This is a genomic window from Bacillus sp. AK124 (genome assembly GCF_053903085.1).
The window spans coordinates 3,333,095-3,350,000 of record NZ_CP096378.1; the positions used below are offsets into that span (position 1 = coordinate 3,333,095).

At 42.2% G+C, this 16,906-nt stretch carries 8 protein-coding genes, 13 tRNA genes and 2 pseudogenes; 3 read left to right on the top strand and 20 right to left on the bottom strand.

Annotation, left to right across the window (positions count from 1 at the left end; translation table 11 throughout):
- Positions 1-68: 68 nt before the first annotated feature.
- The 5 genes from M1E06_RS16820 to hsdR all read right to left on the bottom strand — a co-directional run bounded on the left by M1E06_RS16820 (position 69) and on the right by hsdR (position 10,343).
- The gene (locus M1E06_RS16820) at positions 69-2,876 is read right to left on the bottom strand and encodes a M14 family metallopeptidase (RefSeq protein ID WP_035339159.1); all 2,808 of its coding nucleotides are present in this window, start codon (positions 2,874-2,876) and stop codon (positions 69-71) included.
- Between the two features lie 222 nt (positions 2,877-3,098).
- On the bottom strand, positions 3,099-4,424 hold the full coding sequence (locus tag M1E06_RS16825; RefSeq protein WP_035339161.1) for a TGS domain-containing protein: 1,326 nt from the start codon (positions 4,422-4,424) through the stop codon (positions 3,099-3,101).
- A 595-nt stretch (positions 4,425-5,019) separates the two neighbouring features.
- Complete coding sequence (locus M1E06_RS16830) at positions 5,020-6,456, bottom strand: restriction endonuclease subunit S (RefSeq protein WP_025811887.1); 1,437 nt, start codon at positions 6,454-6,456, stop codon at positions 5,020-5,022.
- A 1-nt stretch (position 6,457) separates the two neighbouring features.
- Positions 6,458-7,927: a class I SAM-dependent DNA methyltransferase gene (locus tag M1E06_RS16835; RefSeq protein ID WP_025811889.1), complete on the bottom strand. Its 1,470-nt coding sequence runs from the start codon at positions 7,925-7,927 to the stop codon at positions 6,458-6,460.
- A gap of 37 nt (positions 7,928-7,964) precedes the next feature.
- Positions 7,965-10,343, bottom strand: a complete 2,379-nt coding sequence (gene hsdR, locus M1E06_RS16840; RefSeq protein WP_025811891.1) for an EcoAI/FtnUII family type I restriction enzme subunit R — start codon at positions 10,341-10,343, stop codon at positions 7,965-7,967.
- A 564-nt stretch (positions 10,344-10,907) separates the two neighbouring features.
- Here hsdR and M1E06_RS16845 point away from each other — a divergent pair.
- The 3 genes and pseudogenes from M1E06_RS16845 to M1E06_RS16855 form a co-directional block, all read left to right on the top strand.
- Positions 10,908-12,497 carry a ribonuclease YeeF family protein gene (locus M1E06_RS16845; RefSeq protein ID WP_025811893.1) on the top strand — a complete coding sequence of 530 codons (1,590 nt, stop codon included), beginning with the start codon at positions 10,908-10,910 and terminating at the stop codon, positions 12,495-12,497.
- A gap of 12 nt (positions 12,498-12,509) precedes the next feature.
- Positions 12,510-12,800, top strand: coding sequence for a contact-dependent growth inhibition system immunity protein (locus M1E06_RS16850; RefSeq protein ID WP_035339163.1), 291 nt, complete (start codon positions 12,510-12,512; stop codon positions 12,798-12,800).
- A 334-nt stretch (positions 12,801-13,134) separates the two neighbouring features.
- A pseudogene (locus M1E06_RS16855) lies at positions 13,135-13,332 on the top strand (hypothetical protein); the annotation flags it as partial.
- A gap of 296 nt (positions 13,333-13,628) precedes the next feature.
- Here the strand turns inward: M1E06_RS16855 and M1E06_RS16860 are convergent.
- From M1E06_RS16860 to M1E06_RS16930, 15 genes and pseudogenes are all read right to left on the bottom strand, one after another.
- Entirely contained in the window at positions 13,629-13,766 is a 138-nt protein-coding gene (locus tag M1E06_RS16860; RefSeq protein WP_011201590.1) for a hypothetical protein, read from the bottom strand.
- Positions 13,767-14,861 (bottom strand): annotated as a pseudogene (locus M1E06_RS16865) (response regulator aspartate phosphatase). It abuts the gene before it with no gap.
- Positions 14,862-15,674: 813 nt separating this feature from the next.
- Positions 15,675-15,756 (bottom strand) — tRNA-Leu (locus M1E06_RS16870).
- A 14-nt stretch (positions 15,757-15,770) separates the two neighbouring features.
- Positions 15,771-15,859, bottom strand: a tRNA-Leu gene (locus M1E06_RS16875).
- A 12-nt stretch (positions 15,860-15,871) separates the two neighbouring features.
- Positions 15,872-15,942, bottom strand: a tRNA-Cys gene (locus tag M1E06_RS16880).
- 14 nt (positions 15,943-15,956) lie between these two features.
- Positions 15,957-16,031: transfer RNA gene (locus M1E06_RS16885), tRNA-Gly, on the bottom strand.
- 53 nt (positions 16,032-16,084) lie between these two features.
- Positions 16,085-16,156, bottom strand: a tRNA-Gln gene (locus M1E06_RS16890).
- A gap of 8 nt (positions 16,157-16,164) precedes the next feature.
- Positions 16,165-16,237: transfer RNA gene (locus M1E06_RS16895), tRNA-His, on the bottom strand.
- Between the two features lie 20 nt (positions 16,238-16,257).
- Positions 16,258-16,331, bottom strand: a tRNA-Trp gene (locus tag M1E06_RS16900).
- A gap of 7 nt (positions 16,332-16,338) precedes the next feature.
- Positions 16,339-16,423: transfer RNA gene (locus tag M1E06_RS16905), tRNA-Tyr, on the bottom strand.
- Positions 16,424-16,430: 7 nt separating this feature from the next.
- Positions 16,431-16,503: transfer RNA gene (locus tag M1E06_RS16910), tRNA-Thr, on the bottom strand.
- 3 nt (positions 16,504-16,506) lie between these two features.
- Positions 16,507-16,582, bottom strand: a tRNA-Phe gene (locus M1E06_RS16915).
- 10 nt (positions 16,583-16,592) lie between these two features.
- A tRNA-Asp gene (locus tag M1E06_RS16920) sits at positions 16,593-16,669 on the bottom strand.
- Positions 16,670-16,690: 21 nt separating this feature from the next.
- Positions 16,691-16,767: transfer RNA gene (locus M1E06_RS16925), tRNA-Met, on the bottom strand.
- A 21-nt stretch (positions 16,768-16,788) separates the two neighbouring features.
- A tRNA-Val gene (locus M1E06_RS16930) sits at positions 16,789-16,864 on the bottom strand.
- Positions 16,865-16,906: the final 42 nt, after the last annotated feature.

Consider the following 16,906-nt stretch of genomic DNA (forward strand, 5'->3'; position numbering starts at 1 on the left):
GTCTATCCAGCTGTTTAGACGAGACACCTCCACTGCGGGAGCCGCTTGCACTTCAGCTGTCCAGCCTCTCATCGTTTTGATGATGGAGCATTTTCGGTTTTTCCGGGACCCGCATTGAAAATCGAATTCGCCAGCAACCGATATTGATGCTGCGGATGATCGTCATTGGTTAGATCGTTAGCGAAAACAGTTAAGTTCTTGTTGTTATCTTTATACGTGAAAGCCATAATCTTTCCTTTGGCAGCATCATGTCCAGGCCACCAGCCTGCTTTGAAGAAGTGATCTTCATCAGCAATCACCGCAAGCACTTTTGCCGTTTTAGGAACAGCGGTAATATAAGAACCAGTGACTGTGTAGAAGTATTCCTGTTTATTGTAAGGAGCTGTAATAGCATGATCTTGCATGACATTTGCCAAGAAGACGCCTTCGTATCTCTCCCATTCAGGTCCTTTAAAAGAAAATCCGGGGATCCACTTCTGAACATTCGTCATCCCCATGTTTCCAAATGCAATGTAAGGCTTTCCTTTATTAACATATTTAGAAGAGTCGAACGTATTGACAAGCACATCTGCGCCCGCCTGTTCTGAGGTGACGTTAAAGCCCAGATTTTTCAGTACATATGCCGCTTCACCCAGTGCTCCTACAGTAGAAGCCTTGAGGACTTTGCCGCTTGGTTTCTTATGGCCGGATGCGCTCACGTCGAGATAGTACTTGGAAGCCAATGGGGCCAGGTCCTTGTAGGCAACCGCGAAGTCGCCCGCTTGATAGCCTGATCCGCTCTTGGTGAGCATTGTAACGGTCTTGCCGGCTGCCAGTAACTCGTTGACTGCCTTTATCGCATCATTGCTTGTGTTCTGGATCAGCACATAAGCTGAGCGTTTTGGCATTTTAGTCCCCGGAAACGACACGGAGGTGATGGCAGAAGTCTTGCCTTTGAACACCCCGGCATCTCGAATGACATAACGGTCAAAACCTCGCATATCATGGAAATTTTGAATCATCTCACCGGCTATCATTTCATAATCAGATACATCTATTCCATCATACAAGACCAAGTTCGCGAGGCCGCGGTTTGCCTGGTGCATGTTTACAATAAATGATCCTGCCGGATATGTTTTTCCGTCAACGGTTACCGCTTTTGTTGATCGTTCAATCTTTACGCCGTTGCGAAGGAAGTACTCAACCATCTTATAGGTTTCCAACACATTCTTTTGAATATTTTTATCGACCGGCAGTACGTAATATTCCGGGAAGAAGTTTTGATTGCCCTGCCGCGGTCGGCCGATCTCTTCGTTTTTGGCGTTGACCAAGTAATGATCGACAGCGCGATCATCGATATTGTCCACGCCGCGCTCGAATATTTTTAATTGGTTCAGAAACAGTTCTTCTTTTTTTTCCGCTACATATTTTGCAGCTGCCGCAGAACTGTAATACAGAGCTTTAATAGACTCTTCATTCGACTCGGGCGTTTCCAGCGTGTGACCCATCGCACCGTGATACATGGCGAATGCAGCGGTATATGCTGCAGATGCATCATCCCATCCCGAAGCCGTGCCTTTTGACACATAATTTGGATCTTTCGCAGTTTTCCGATGTTCTTCATAAGGAATATGATAGTAGTCATACTTCGTATTAGCAATCCCGGCCTCACCCATAGCCTTTGCCTGTTCCACCATGTGGTCAATCAAAAGGTCATACTCAACATTCGGGTTATGAGGCGGAGTAGAAGGCTCAATCAGGAAATTGGCATCGAACCCGTGCATATCCAGAAAAGACAGCGGCGACCACTTCGCGATTTGTTCCGTTACGCTGCGCGTTTCAGGCTGGGTTTGATAAGAATTATCCCGGTTCAAATCGAAATCCTCAGCATTGGAACGTGTTGTATGAACCCGGCCATCCGGGTTGTCCGTATAAACGAACAGGAAAAAAACATGTTCCAATGCATCGTCTATATTCAACGTTGTCTTGCTTTTCTTGCCATTCGGCAGGACTGTATCGTACGTCATGCTCTTATCCAATGCCATTGACTTAAAGTAATTCATGATCGCATCGACGCCAGGCGCTTCATTCGGATGAATATTGTTCAACCAGATCGGCACCTGATAGTCGCCAAATGCGCCGGATTTAATGTCGGCCTGCAATTTCTTCGGGTCATTGAGCATGGCAGGGTGAGTCACCTTCTGATACTTATCGACAGCGGCTTTATCTTTGGCAAGCACTGTCAAATAGATATCACGGCCTTCGACCGATTTTCCAATAGAAGTCGTTTTGATATATCTGTTGTTTTTTTGCGCAGCTTTTGCTGTAACGGCATCGATCTCCGGTTTCAGCTCATCGTAAGTGCGGAAGCTGTCATATGGCGTCAATTTTACGGGAGCATGGGCAACCACTCGTCCGTTCACTGTTGCCGCCAAATCATATGTGCCCATCAGCGATGCGTATAGCGGACGTTGCAATCGCGGCTCTGACAGGTTGTCTGTATCGTATGGAAGATCGAAATTGATGTTAGCATGAACCTTGCCGTTGGTCACTTTTACATGGCTAACAGTAATGAAAGGTGCACCGCTGTAATCCCGGACCTTATATTTTTTCCATTGAGACAGCGGTTTGCCGTCATACGTCCAGCTTAAGCTCTTCACATCAACACCTTGCGGAAGCTTAAACGCAGCATGAAGCGTTCGTTTCTCTGTCATCGAAGCAACATTGTTGTCCAGTTTTAGCTTCTGAGATTTTTTAGTCTTTACTTTTGTCTGCTGACCGGACGCCGTCCCCTTGCCAGTCTGCGCCATAGCAACACCGGGGGTTATCGCTCCAAGCAGCATCATAAGCGACAAAACCAAGATCAGATAACACTTTGTGAACGATTTCTTAAACATAGAAAAATGCCATCCCCATTTCGTGATATTTTCAAATTGCAAACTTGATAAGAGAAAACCATTACAAGAGTGAGGAGTTCTGGCTGCATTTCATTTGCCTGCCTCACACTCTGATTCAGCATGCCCTCCTCCTCCAATATCTTCCGGAGCTCCCGACAGGCTAACAGCCTGAAGGAACTGCCTCCTTAGACGGTTTCTTCTGGTAAAATGTTAAAAGACCGCCTACCTGGATGTCGTCGTTCCCGTGACGGGTCCCAAGGTGCTGAAGGCCCGGTCAAAGCGGCGCATCGCTGTCTCAAGCGGACCGGCAGGAAGCCGTGCAATCAGCCACCCTATCACCGTCACCATGGCCGCGACGAACAGATCACTGAATGGAATGGCCCCGATATCATACTTGGCCCCCGAGATTTCAAGAGTCCATATAACAACAAACTGAGCTGCATACATCGTCAACGCCACACGTCCGACTCCCGCGAACGGCTTTAACACGGCAGAGTTTTTCTGCGGCACGAGACATACCAATCCAAGCACCAGAAAGGCAACCCCAAGCCCCAGCATCGTCTGGAAAGTTGACGCACTGTGCGGAGCAATCGAAAGAAGATTGTGCCACAACGGCGGTGCCACGTTGTGCGGCCAGATTGCATACTGATCCGGCTCAGCGCCGGCGGTGCCTTGAACACTTACGAGCCACTCTTCGAATGAACGGCTCAGCCCCGGAAGAACGAAAGTGCCCAAAACTTTAGAGACGATAACCATGATTGTGCCGCTGCCCACTAGCGAGAGTGCGGTCCGCATCCTGGTCAAATCGAAGCGCCCGATTGCCATACCGGCGACAAAAGCGGGTGCAAGTGCGAGCGCCGACATCGGGCCGCCTGCCATATCACCAAGTAAGTATGCTTTCGACAGGACGCTGCCTCCGAGAATCATCAGCGGCGGGCTCACTGCAAGCAAAACAGCTGCTGTTGTAACTAACACACGTGTCGAACGACGAATCAGCACCAACGCCAGCACAAACAGTGCCGCATAAGCTGGCAAAATCACCCCGAACGGAGTATTCAGCATGATGAGAAGGTATCCTATAATATCGATAAATACCGCGCGGGCAAGCATCCGCGTCCGAAATGCGGCCGGCTCCATTCCTCGATCCAACATGCGCCCGGCCATGATCGAATAGGAGATGCCGCCGCAAAGCACAAATAGAAGCGTCGTATTCCCGGAAACGATTGAACCGTTCGTTTCGTTCAAGGCGAAGTGCTGCAAATACATCCCGATGACCGCCAGCCCCCGAGCTGCATCAAGTGCCACAATACGCCCTGTCCCCCGCGCTTTTTCACGCTTGAACTTCTGACCTTCAGCCGAGTCCCGGGTGACAATTTCAACGAGCGCACCGTCCTGAAGCGGAGTTGATAAATCTACAAGCTTTCCGTTTAATTTACCTGCAACCGCATTTTCCAGACCGCAGCTAATAGAAGCAGCGACATCTTCAATGCTTGCTTCCTCCTCAAATTCTCTGACGGACCCGTCAGGCAATTTAATGCGAATTGACAACTGTATTCCTCCTCAAAAAATTAATCCTTTACGTGTTCCATTGTTCCTTTGTCTATATCTAGATGAGATCTGGCTGTATTCAATATAGCGGGCAGATGTCGCTAAAGTTTGATCAACTTGTAAACAAAACGTAAAAAGGCGATCGGAGGATCGGGACATATCATTGCATGGAGAAAAGCACCTTGCTGATGACAAGGTGCTTCATTCTCACTGAATGTGATGATTTATTGGGTGAATTTCAATGGCGCTGAATGAAGAGTGAGAGTGCGGACAACAACAATTGATCATTGTGTTTATTTTGGCGGTTTTCCGCTTTGTTGAGGAATAAACAAAAAGAGCGTTTCTTTTGTAAGGAACGCTCTTTCATCGTTTGGCAATATAATGTTTAGTGAAACCGGTGGTCGGGGTCGAAATAGGTCTATATTAATTGAATTTATAAGGTTTTAGACTAGTTATGTGTAAAATTGATTGTGTTTTAACGCGAATTTAAATTTAATCACTCTTCTCGCTTTAACCTATTCATAAATAACAGGAACTATTGATATGTCGTGATAGTTTATCTCTATTTTTTACACGGGACTTCAGTGCGGTCATTTCACTTAACCAATTTTTTTGTATAAGGTAATAATTCTTCAATCTTCGCTACGATTCGCTTTTGTTCTTCGAGTGGGGGGAGTGGGTATAGTTGGTTTTTAACTACTTCACCTGTAATTGCGACGAATGTTGTTCCAGTAGCTTTTTTTATAAATTCATTCTTAAAAGCTCTTAATGTATACATCACAAATTTAGGATCAATTCCCAAAAGAGTATTTATCCCACACAACCCCCTTCCAATACATATCTTTCTTTCTGTTATATTTACTATACCTACCGGTGCTCTAACACACAGAAGTACAGTATTGGGTTCAACTACTTTAGTTGGCTTATTTGTTGATTGATTCGAATTTTGAAGATAATCTTTCCCAAAGAACACTTTACCTTGGTGAAACTCAATTCCTTCATTTCCTTCGAATACACTTGTACCTTTTGGTGATTGCCCCATTATTATGTCGAATACCTCACCCAACCTAACCCACTTCCAATTTTCAGGGATATCAAATGGGATCTCATCTTCTTTGATTTCTGGAAGAGCATTCTTCTTTTTAATCATACCTTCCTTGATAAGCTTATCTTTTTCTTCTTGAATCTGCTGAAACAGTTCTTCAGCAGTACCCTCTTCTTCTCGCTGCTTTACCAGCTTGCCTTGGATCGCATATTGCAAAATAGATTTTTGCATATCATCCGGGAACTTCTTATTCAGCTCATTCACTTCAGAATATGCTTTATCGTATTTTTCCACATAAGGCATTAACTCTTCGATCTTTGCTACAATACGCTTTTGTTCTTGGATCGGAGGTAGGGGGATCAATGACGTAGTAATTTTTTCTTTGGATATATTTGGTTGTGCTCCACCTGCACCCATTTTGATATAAGCTCTTCTTTGCCCCATTAAATAATAAAATAAATATTTGTTATTAATGCCTCCATAAGGTATACATGCACAACAAGCTTGATTTGTTGTAGCTTCAATATTTAAAATCCCAAGTTTACCAATTGTTGCTCCATACATAGCCATCAATACTGAACCCACAGGATTTAATCGAACTGATGTCTTTTCTAATGCCTTTTCCGAAATATACTCTGGAACTTCATCAATATAACTATCATTTAAATCACCAGTTTTTAACCAAGGTATATTTCCGCCATAATACTCTGGGTTTGACCTTGAAGGGGTAGCACCTGCGCTCCACGATCCAACATCACCAACTCTTACCCATTCCCAACTTTCAGGAATATCAAAGGGTATCTCATCTTCTGTTATCTCTGGAAGTGCTTTTTGCTTTTTAATCTTCTTCTCTTTTATTAGCTGTTCTTTTGCTGCTTTAATCTGCTCAAGTAGTTCTTTTGCAGTTCCCTCTTCTTCACGTTGTTCAACCAATTTCCCTTGAATTGCTAACTGCAGAATGCTGTGTTTTAAGTCCTGTGCATCCATCTTAATTACCTCCAAGCATAGAAGTAATCTGGTCTAACACATGATCGATTTCAGCATTTAGTGAAGCTCTTTTTTCTTGATATTCTTGAATCAAGTCCATCGGTTCTAAAATAACTTCTTCCTCATGAGGAAAACCACAAAGGTCGATGTTATAGCTTCGATTTACAATTTCATTGATGGTATATTTCTTCGCTTTTGGATAACCTTCAACTTCAATATCTTCTCGGTTTTCCCACCATGCCATAGCATCATTGAAGTGTTCTAACTTCATCGGTCTAGTCTTAGAGAAGTTCTTATACCCCTCTGGCATATCCACACGATAGAACCAAGTTCCCTCCGTAGATTTGGTGTTATCAAAGAACAAGATATTAGTTCGAATTGACGTATATGGCGCAAAAACGCTATGAGGCATCCTTATGACTGTGTGTACATTAAATTCACTAAATAATTTCTTCTTAATATTGAATTTTGCATTATCAGTTCCAAACAGAAATCCATCTGGGATGATTACTGCCGCTCGACCGTTCTTCTTCAATCGATACATGATGACATTCATGAATAAATCTGCTGTTTCAGAACTTCTCAGTTCCATTGGAAAGTTGACTTTAACGCTCTCTTTCTCACTTCCTCCATAAGGCGGATTCATTAGAATCACATCAAAAGGCTCCATTTTACGAAGTTCTTTATAGTCTGTTTCTAATGCGTTTCCATGAAGTATATTTGGATCGTCAATATCATGAATCAGCATATTGGTCACACACAGCATATGCGGCAACGCTTTTTTTTCTATTCCATACACAGACTTGTTATAGATTTCTCTATTTTCAAGAGAGTTACCAACTTGTTTATCCAGAGCATTTAGCGCAGATGTCAAGAAGCCCCCTGTACCACAAGCAAAGTCAGCAACCTTTTCTCCTAATACCGGTTTAACCACTTCTACCATAAAGTCTGTTACAGCTCTAGGCGTGTAAAATTCACCGGCATTTCCTGCACTCTGTAAATCCTTAAGGAACGATTCATAGATGGCACCGAATTCATGGCGCTCTTTATATTCTGTGAAGTCAATTTCATCAATAATATTAATAACCTGACGAAGCAGCACTCCATCTTTTTGATAGTTATTGGCATCTTCAAAAGCTGATTTTACGATGATTTGACTCATCGGTGTTTCTTCATCAATTTCTAAGTTCTTAAGCGTAGGAAACAGTTTGTTGTTTACAAAATCAAGTAAGGCATCTCCTGTAAGTGCCTCACCGTCTTTTAGATCAACAGCCCAATCTCTCCACTTTAAGCCCTCTGGAATGATGGACTTATAATTGTCATCATAAAGCTCCCATGCTTCTTCTTTTGCATCATATATTTTCAAGAAAAGAATCCACACGATTTGCTCAATTCTCTGAGCATCTCCATTAACACCCGAGTCATTTCGCATAACATCTTGAATTCTTTTGACAAAATTACTAATCGCCATAACCTATACCTGCCTTGTCTACTATTGTTTGTTTTACTTATGCGTAATAAATTTCATTCTCTAGTTCCTTTACAGCCTTCAGATAGGCTTCTTTTCCACCAAAGGCTTTGACTATTTTCATTGGACTACCAATCTTAGCAAATTCCTTTAGTTGAAGTACCTTTGTATCTTCAATCTCTTTAATGCCATCGTTGGCATACTTATCAAGCAGTGCTTCAATAACCTGTTGTGCAGTATCGGAATACTTGTACAAGTAGTGACGTTTCTTCACATTCTCTGCTCGCTCTTTTTTGGTCAGCGGTGGTTTATCGTAAGCCAAGTGACAAATGAGATCAAAATCATCTAGCTCCGTTTTGCCCAATTCTTCTCTGACCGCATCTAGCAGTACACCACTGTCTTGTAATTCATCAATGATGGCTTGTTTTTTCTCCGCTTCTGTCCATGTTCTCAAGAAATCATCCAGCCTTGCATATTGCTCTAGGATATTTTTCTTTGTGTAGTCAATCAGACTTTCAGTGATGAGCTTCCCATCCTTATCGACATATTGGACTCTCTCTGAAAGAACCCTAACAGTAACATCGCCTATATAATATTTGCGAGGTTTATCTTCACCGTCATCATTAAAAGGTGGTGTGTCCCCAGTTCCATACTCACCATTATCTTCTTTGACACGATTATCCCCATCATTTTCCTCAGAACCATCTTCCTCTTCATCTGTCGGCGGCTCTGGTTCATCCACCGGATCATTCCCATCAATATCAATAACCACTTCCGGTCTACCATCAAATGCAGGATCAGCAAAGAGCCGGCTGGAATTACGAAAGTCCATAATAGTAAAGTAGGTCTTACCGTATTCTTCAAGAAGTCTTGTACCACGACCAATAATCTGCTTAAATTCGGTCATGCTATTGATGTTATTTTCCAAAACAATCAACTTACACATTTTCGCATCCACACCGGTAGTCATTAGCTTACTGGTTACTGCAATTACCGGGTAATCACTTTCTTCATCAATAAAGTAGTCTAGTTGTTCTTTTCCTTCATCATTATCCCCCGTAATACGCATGATGTATTTATCATTTTCCGCATACAAGTCTTTATTTTCATTAATAAGTGCTTGCCTCATACGTTCGGCGTGTTCAATGTCCACACAGAATACGATGGTTTTACTAAAGCGATCGGTTTTCTTTAAGAACTCTGTGATTTTAGATGCTATGACTCGTGTGCGATCATCAATCACAAGAGATCGTTCAAAATCTTTTATATTGTACTCTCGATCCTCAATTTCATAACCATATTTATCAACCTTTCCTGCTTCCGGGCGATAACCTTCAAGATCTCGATCCAATCCAATTCTGATGACTTTATAAGGTGCCAAGAAGCCATCATTGATTCCTTGTTTTAAAGAGTACTCATAAATGGGCTCCCCAAAGTAGGTATGGCTTGAGGCTTCTTTTGTTTCGATTGGTGTTGCTGTACAACCAATGTGAGTAGCCGATGAAAAATAATCCAAAACCTTTCTCCATGCTGATTCTTCTTTTGCACTTCCTCTGTGGCACTCATCTATTACAATTAAATCAAAAAAATTCGGCTGGAACTGACGGAACGTCTCTTCTCCATCGTCACCAGTAAGCTGCTGATAAAGAGCTAAATAAATCTCGTAGGAACTATCAAGATCTTTATTTTTCACCTTTGTCATCTTCCCGCTAAAAGGCTTGAAATCTCCCGATATAGTCTGGTCAACCAGTACATTGCGGTCTGCTAAGAAAAGGATCCTTTTCTTCAAACCCGATTTCCACAACCTATAGATAATTTGGAAGGTCATAAAAGTTTTACCGGTACCTGTGGCACTAACTAAAAGCACACGTTCTTGTCCTTTGGCAACCGCATCTACTGTTCTATTGATCGCGACCCTTTGATAGTATCTAGGTGTTTTGTAATTAGGCACATAATAATAAGGCTCTAAGATAACCTTTTCTTCGGCCTCATTGATATTTTTATCAATTAAATATCTTTGGTATAATTCTTCTGGTGATGGAAACTCTTCAAGTCTTAGTTCTCTTACCTCACCAGTAATCAAGTTCTGCTCTACAAAGGCATCCCCATTAGAAGCGTAGACATAGGATATGTCCAGTGCTTTCGCATATTCGATCCCTTGCTGCAAACCTGCTCCTACCGGATGATTATTATCTTTAGCTTCTATGACTGCTAAAGGAAAGTTATTTTTGTAAAAAAGTACATAGTCCGCTCTTTTCTTTTTTCCTCTGGCAGTCACATTTCCACGAAGGATGATTCTACCAGCCGTAAAGGCGTATTCAAGCCGAACTTGCTTATTTATATCCCACCCCGCATCAATAATTGCCGGTGTGATATATCTAGCTTTGATATCTTCTTCAGATAGATGTTTCTTCCCCATATCATCAGCACCTTCCATTCAATTTAACCGCTATATTTGTCGATCGAAGTGAAATTCTATGATGTCATCGATATTACATTGAGGCATTTGCAAATCTTATATAAGCTTTCCACACTTACCGGCTGCCCTTTTCCAAGACGACCCAGTATATTGTAGGTGATTCCAGCTTAATCTTTTAAGTCAGTTTTGTTCATTTTCTTGTCAATCAATAGTTTTCACAATTTATCATAGCTTATAACCATACATAGATCTTTCTTAGCTATGTAAAAAAAGACAATTATATTATAGCACTTTAACAGGAAAAATGGAGAAAACCTTGCAATCATGTGAGGTTAAAATAAAGCTGGAATATTCCCATATTGAACGAGTAGTTTAATTTTTTGTTTGAGTAATAGAAAAATTGCAAAACTTATATCATCCCAAAAAACGAAATGAATTAATAGAAGTAATGACCTAAGTCCAATGATTCATTTTCATGGTTGAACAGGATATATTCACCAAGTCCTTTCTATAAAGTGGTAAACTATATACTGATTGTAATGAAAAGTATTAGAGGAGAATGCCATGAAGACTCTGGATGTTCAGGCGCTTCACCCTGCAATTGATCAAACGCTGGAACAATTAAAACAACAATCAGACGAATTCGATAAAGTTAAAAAGGCCGTTGAGGGGATCACATCACTTGATGATGCTTTAAAAGGAAAAGGCGGCGACGCGATCCGCGCCTTTTACGAGGAATGTCACACCCCTTTTCTGCGGTTCTATGACACTTTCATAGAGGAATACAGTTCCACGCTGAAGAAAATGAAAAGCGCGTTGAATTCCCTGGAACCCAACCATAACGGATTTATTTCACAGCCCTTTCTCGAACACGAACTGGAGAATGGCTTAAATGCTGCTGATCGCACAACGAAACATTTGGTTTCTAAGGCCAACGCCACAATCGCAAAAGTCAGTCATATCGTTGATTTACCGGATTTGAATGACAGCGGTTTTCATGAACAGAATCAGAAAGCGTTAAAGGAAATCAGCACGACCCTTGAAAAGCTGCATGCGTTTGACCGCGAGCAAACCAACGCCCTCAAAACGGCTGAAAACGATCTTGAGACGATGCAAAAATACATGGCGCGGCTCGAAAAGATGTATACCGGCCCCAAAATTGAAATCACCGGTTATCAAAAAGGCGCGATTTTAAAGCCGGATGAGATGGATACCTTGAGTGGAAATCAAGAAACAGCAATGGGTGCCATGTTGAAAAAAGTCGGAGACAAAGAAGATGCGGACATTAACACACTCGCCAATCCAGATCGATTAAAAAAATTGGCGACACAAAAGGTTTCCAAGAAAGAGTACACCCAAGAGGAATTGAATGAACTGAAAAAAGATTATAGAGTATTTAACGATACGCTTTACCGGGCATACATAGATGGTGATACAATCGTTAAGATAGAACCCGCCTACACCCTTCCAGAGAATGTGGAAAAAAGCGACTTTGCTGAATATTTCGATACAGCGATGGAATTTACAGGTGTGTATGATGCAGTGAGAGCAGCGTTTGGATACGACCTTGCGACAGGCGAAATCGTTAAAGATAAAGGTGATCGTTTGATGGCCGCATTGAGTGTCACACCTTTTGGAAAGGCATTTAAGTACGGAAAGCGCGGCTTCAAGTTATTTAAAGGTGAAGAAGCGGCAAAGAACGTTTCTAAGGTAGATAAAGCCCAGAAGAGTAAAGATACAGTTAAACCAGGGGACAGTAGTCCCCTGGCACCAGGTGGTGGATTAGCAGCTCATGAATCCAAAAGAGGCCACTTAATCAAAAGGCATGTTGGGAAAACTGACGAGGAGTTATCCCAACGTTTAAAAAAAGATCTTAAAATCACTGGTTCATCTACTTTTAAAGATAGAGCTACAGCAGAAAAAGTCGCTAGTGAAGTATTGAAAGATCCCAAAAACATAAAAAAAGTAGAAAAGTGGTTATCAGACCCTAAAAGCAGGCCTACTCTTGCATTAAGATACAAAGGTAATGGAGATGTTCTTGGAAGAAGTATAGAAAGAGGCTCAAATACCGCAGAAGATGTTACGAATGCAAAAATAGTCTTGAAAAAGGGGAAAGATGGAGAGTATATTTTAACAGGATATCCAATAAAATAAAGGAGTTTCAATATGCAAGATAATTATGATATTTTTGAAGAGTTAAGCGATTTTTTGGATGGCACATTTCATCAGGATATGGGGGCCCCAGAACAAGCACTGAATGAGTTTATTAGTGAATCCAGCAAAGAATGCTTGGCTTTCACAATACAATTTTGTCAAGAGTTTTTAAATAATGACATATCTGATCAAGAGAAAGAAGACTTTATAAAATCGCACTGCGAAATTTATTTTCCTGCTATCGGATTAACTCCAATACAATGGTTAAAAAGTGTAATAGAGCAAATAAAAGAAGCTATTTAAAAGAAAAAGACTTGAAAGGCCCACTTTTTTACGAGAGGGCCTTTTTTATTACTTCAAGTAAGGATTCAAGTTTTGCCTTTGTCTTCGGCCCGTAAATGTTGTCGGCTTTCGCATATTGGTTCTTTACACCTCTAATACGCTTTTGAGGACTCTAATTTGTGGGGTAGTCACAGAAAACACGGCCCTATGCTGGCAGGCGGGGCATTGAATATACCAAATTTCAACGCCATTCTCCCTTTTCTCCTCCCGCAATAAAACCCCATGAACCTCACCGCAATACTCGCATTTCGATTCCATCCAGATCATCTCCCTAAAATAAAAGCGCCCTCCCGTAAGCGTGCTGCTTTATAGAAAGGTGTCAATTTATTATGTAAGTGAAAGGTTAGGACATGCTGATATAGAAACCACGTCAAATACATATGTTCACTTAATTAAAGAGCTTCGGGAAAGAGATGAAACTGAGACTGTAAACATTTTTGAAGATATGGCTGTTGAGGAAGTTGAAAAGCCTGAAGAAGTTGAGTATGTGTAAAGAATGTGCAAAACCATTTCAAATCATAACATTTTCTATCCAATTTAAAAGAGCTAAGGATACTGGTGGTCGGGGTCGAACCGACACTCCCGAAGGAACACGATTTTGAGTGGTGCCGATTCTATTAGAAAGCCTTAGTCCACAGTATATTCGATATAATAAGCCATTACGGTCTATCATGGCGTAAGATTCGTATTTTAGACATAACTATAGTATACAAATTCAAACTGCGAAAGGTAACCGAAAGCAAAAAAAGACGGCTGTAATAGCCGCCCTCTTACTGTTGTATTTTTGTTTTATGAGCCCGCTCCTCTTGAGGCAAGTAATGTTACTGAGTCTGCTGTTTGGATACTTTCTGCGAGGAAGTCTGCTGCGCTGGTTAAAACGAGTCCAAGCGATGCAGTAAGGAAAGCAGTTACAATAAGTTTTTTCATTTAAAGAACCTCCTTTCCTGTTAGTTTACTTGATTTTATTGCTTTTTCCAAGAAGTATGTGGAATATTTGTAATTATAATGAGCTGTAGACGTTGGCCACATCCTCAGCAAGCGCCTCAATGTCTACGTAAGCCTCTCTCTCCTCGAGCATTTCGATAAACTCTTTGACTTGCGGTACACCCTCGAGGGGAGCGCTATAGCATATATTTAGAATCGAGAATTTGAGCGAAAAGTTGATATTATTCGTTTTCTGAGCAAACTCAAAACCAAGATGAACCCTCTTAAGCGCCTTATCAACCTCACCTATCTTATAAGTTGACCTAGCTGACTCGTATATGCACTGCATGTACATAATAGGCGCATTTTTTTCGATATCATCCGTTTTAAATGAGAGGTCGAAATACTCGAGTGCTTCTTCATGTTTATCCTCTTGAATTTTTAAAAAGCCGAGATCATAGTAGACAGCCGCCAGCAGATGAATATCGCCCATCTTGATCAGTCTTTCTGCGCAACTCTTAAGCATATTTTCAGCTCTTGTTAAACGTCCGTCGTCTATATAATTGAGTGCGAGAGCAGTACCGTACAGTTTATCGACTGTGTCTTATATTCTTCATAAGCCCTATAAATGCTCTTCGCGATTGAAAGATGATGAAAAGAAAGTAGAGTTGTTTTCGTAAAATAATAGAGATTTCCAAGCTTATAATGAAACTCGGCCTTTTCGATTTCATCTTCGACATTATCGAGCTGCCGCTCGGCAACTCTAAAACAATTAAGCGCTTTAGAGTAGTTGCTCCTCGCACTTTCATACATTCCTTTAAAGAGAAAGTAATAGTATCGTAACAAACCGTCTGTCTTCGCCTTATCTTCAGCAATAGGCGGAAGCTGCGGCTCCCCCGCGATGTCTTCCATTAATACTCTGAACCTGTAATCAAGTAGATTAAAGTAAAGCAAAACATCCTGATCTTCTTCCATTACGTTTAAAAGGCCTTTTATTCTGTCCCTAAGTTCTACGGCATTTGAAACATCTCTCTTTTTTATGTGAACATACCACTGATTGATGAGATTGGCTACGTTCACAGAGGCTACTGTTTTCATTGTCAAACCTCCCACACTTTACTGCCTCTATCGCTATGAGAACATTTTACAGAAAGTTACCAATCTTTGCAAAGGAATTTGTATAATTTACTTTTTACCCTATAAATGGATAATAAAAAGTGAGGGCTTGCCTATATAATTTATTGTGCGATTGCCGCCCTAGGAAGTTACGGCAAACTTATTTGTCCTTTTCTCAAATGTTTCTTATTTCAATGACAGACTCTCTATCGAGAGTAATAAACATTGCTTCTGCCTCGACATACCCTCGGATAGAAATATACTTTTTAAGCTGCTTCTTCATTATGGCGTAATCGATACACTTCTTTCTTGATCCCCTTTTGCATTTCTTACGTGTATGACTGATTCTTCTCTTCGATTTTTACAACTGTTAAATTTTAGGCTTGCGAACTCATTCTCCCGAATACCTGTCTTCAATAAGAGCAGCATCATTGAATAGTCTCGGTTACCTGTGAATGTTCTAAGATTCGGCTGGCTTAAAAGTTGCTTCTCTTATTGTCGACTGAATTAGTGATCCGGTCTTTAAGGAATTTTAGTCCTCCTCTGCGTATATATCCAATGATATACCACTGCTCCTGACGAGGGATCGCCAGATACATTTTGCTCCTGTAAGAGTTTCTGCACCTTATTAAGCTCATTTCGATAATATCTCACGGTATGTTCTCGCAGCTTCCAGAACTCGCAGTCCTTAAGAAAAAATTCTTACGGACTCGTTCCAAGATAAAGAATAAATAAAAAGAGCGTTCCCTTTATAAGGAACGCTCTTTCATCGTTTGGCAATACGATGATTAATGATACCGGTGGTCGGGGTCGAACCGACACTCCCGAAGGAACACGATTTTGAGTCGTGCGCGTCTGCCAATTCCGCCACACCGGCATGTGTGTGATCAATGGTGCCGAGGGCCGGACTTGAACCGGCACGGTAGTCACCTACCGCAGGATTTTAAGTCCTGTGTGTCTGCCAATTCCACCACCCCGGCACGAGGCAAATAAGGCGACACCCGGATTCGAACCGGGGATAAAGGTTTTGCAGACCTCTGCCTTACCACTTGGCTATGCCGCCATCATTTTAAGAATTGGAGCGGAAGACGGGATTCGAACCCGCGACCCCCACCTTGGCAAGGTGGTGTTCTACCACTGAACTACTTCCGCATTTTAACTAATATTCATCTTATCATATGCAGGATGATAAAGAAAGATGAAAACTGGGCTAGCTGGATTCGAACCAGCGCATGACGGAGTCAAAGTCCGTTGCCTTACCGCTTGGCTATAGCCCAATATGAAGGGCGATTGATGGGAATCGAACCCACGAGTGCCAGAGCCACAATCTGGTGCGTTAACCACTTCGCCACAACCGCCATAAATTGTGAATTAAAATTGGCAGGGGCAGTAGGAATCGAACCCACACTGGAGGTTTTGGAGACCTCTGTTCTACCGTTAAACTATGCCCCTAAAAACATGGTGGAGGGGGACGGATTCGAACCGCCGAACCCTGAGGGAGCGGATTTACAGTCCGCCGCGTTTAGCCACTTCGCTACCCCTCCAAAACAGTGCCGGCCAGAGGACTTGAACCCCCAACCTACTGATTACAAGTCAGTTGCTCTACCAATTGAGCTAGACCGGCAAATGGTGGCTCGGGACGGAATCGAACCGCCGACACACGGATTTTCAGTCCGTTGCTCTACCAACTGAGCTACCGAGCCTTTATTTAAATGGCGGTCCGGACGGGACTCGAACCCGCGACCTCCTGCGTGACAGGCAGGCATTCTAACCAACTGAACTACCGGACCATTTTGGCAATGAATTTAATTTGGTTGCGGGGGCAGGATTTGAACCTGCGACCTTCGGGTTATGAGCCCGACGAGCTACCGAACTGCTCCACCCCGCGATAATATGATTTTCATAGAAATGGTGGAGGATGACGGGATCGAACCGCCGACCCTCTGCTTGTAAGGCAGATGCTCTCCCAGCTGAGCTAATCCTCCGCAGTACAGGACGTACAAGTGCATGCGTTGCAACAGGACGTT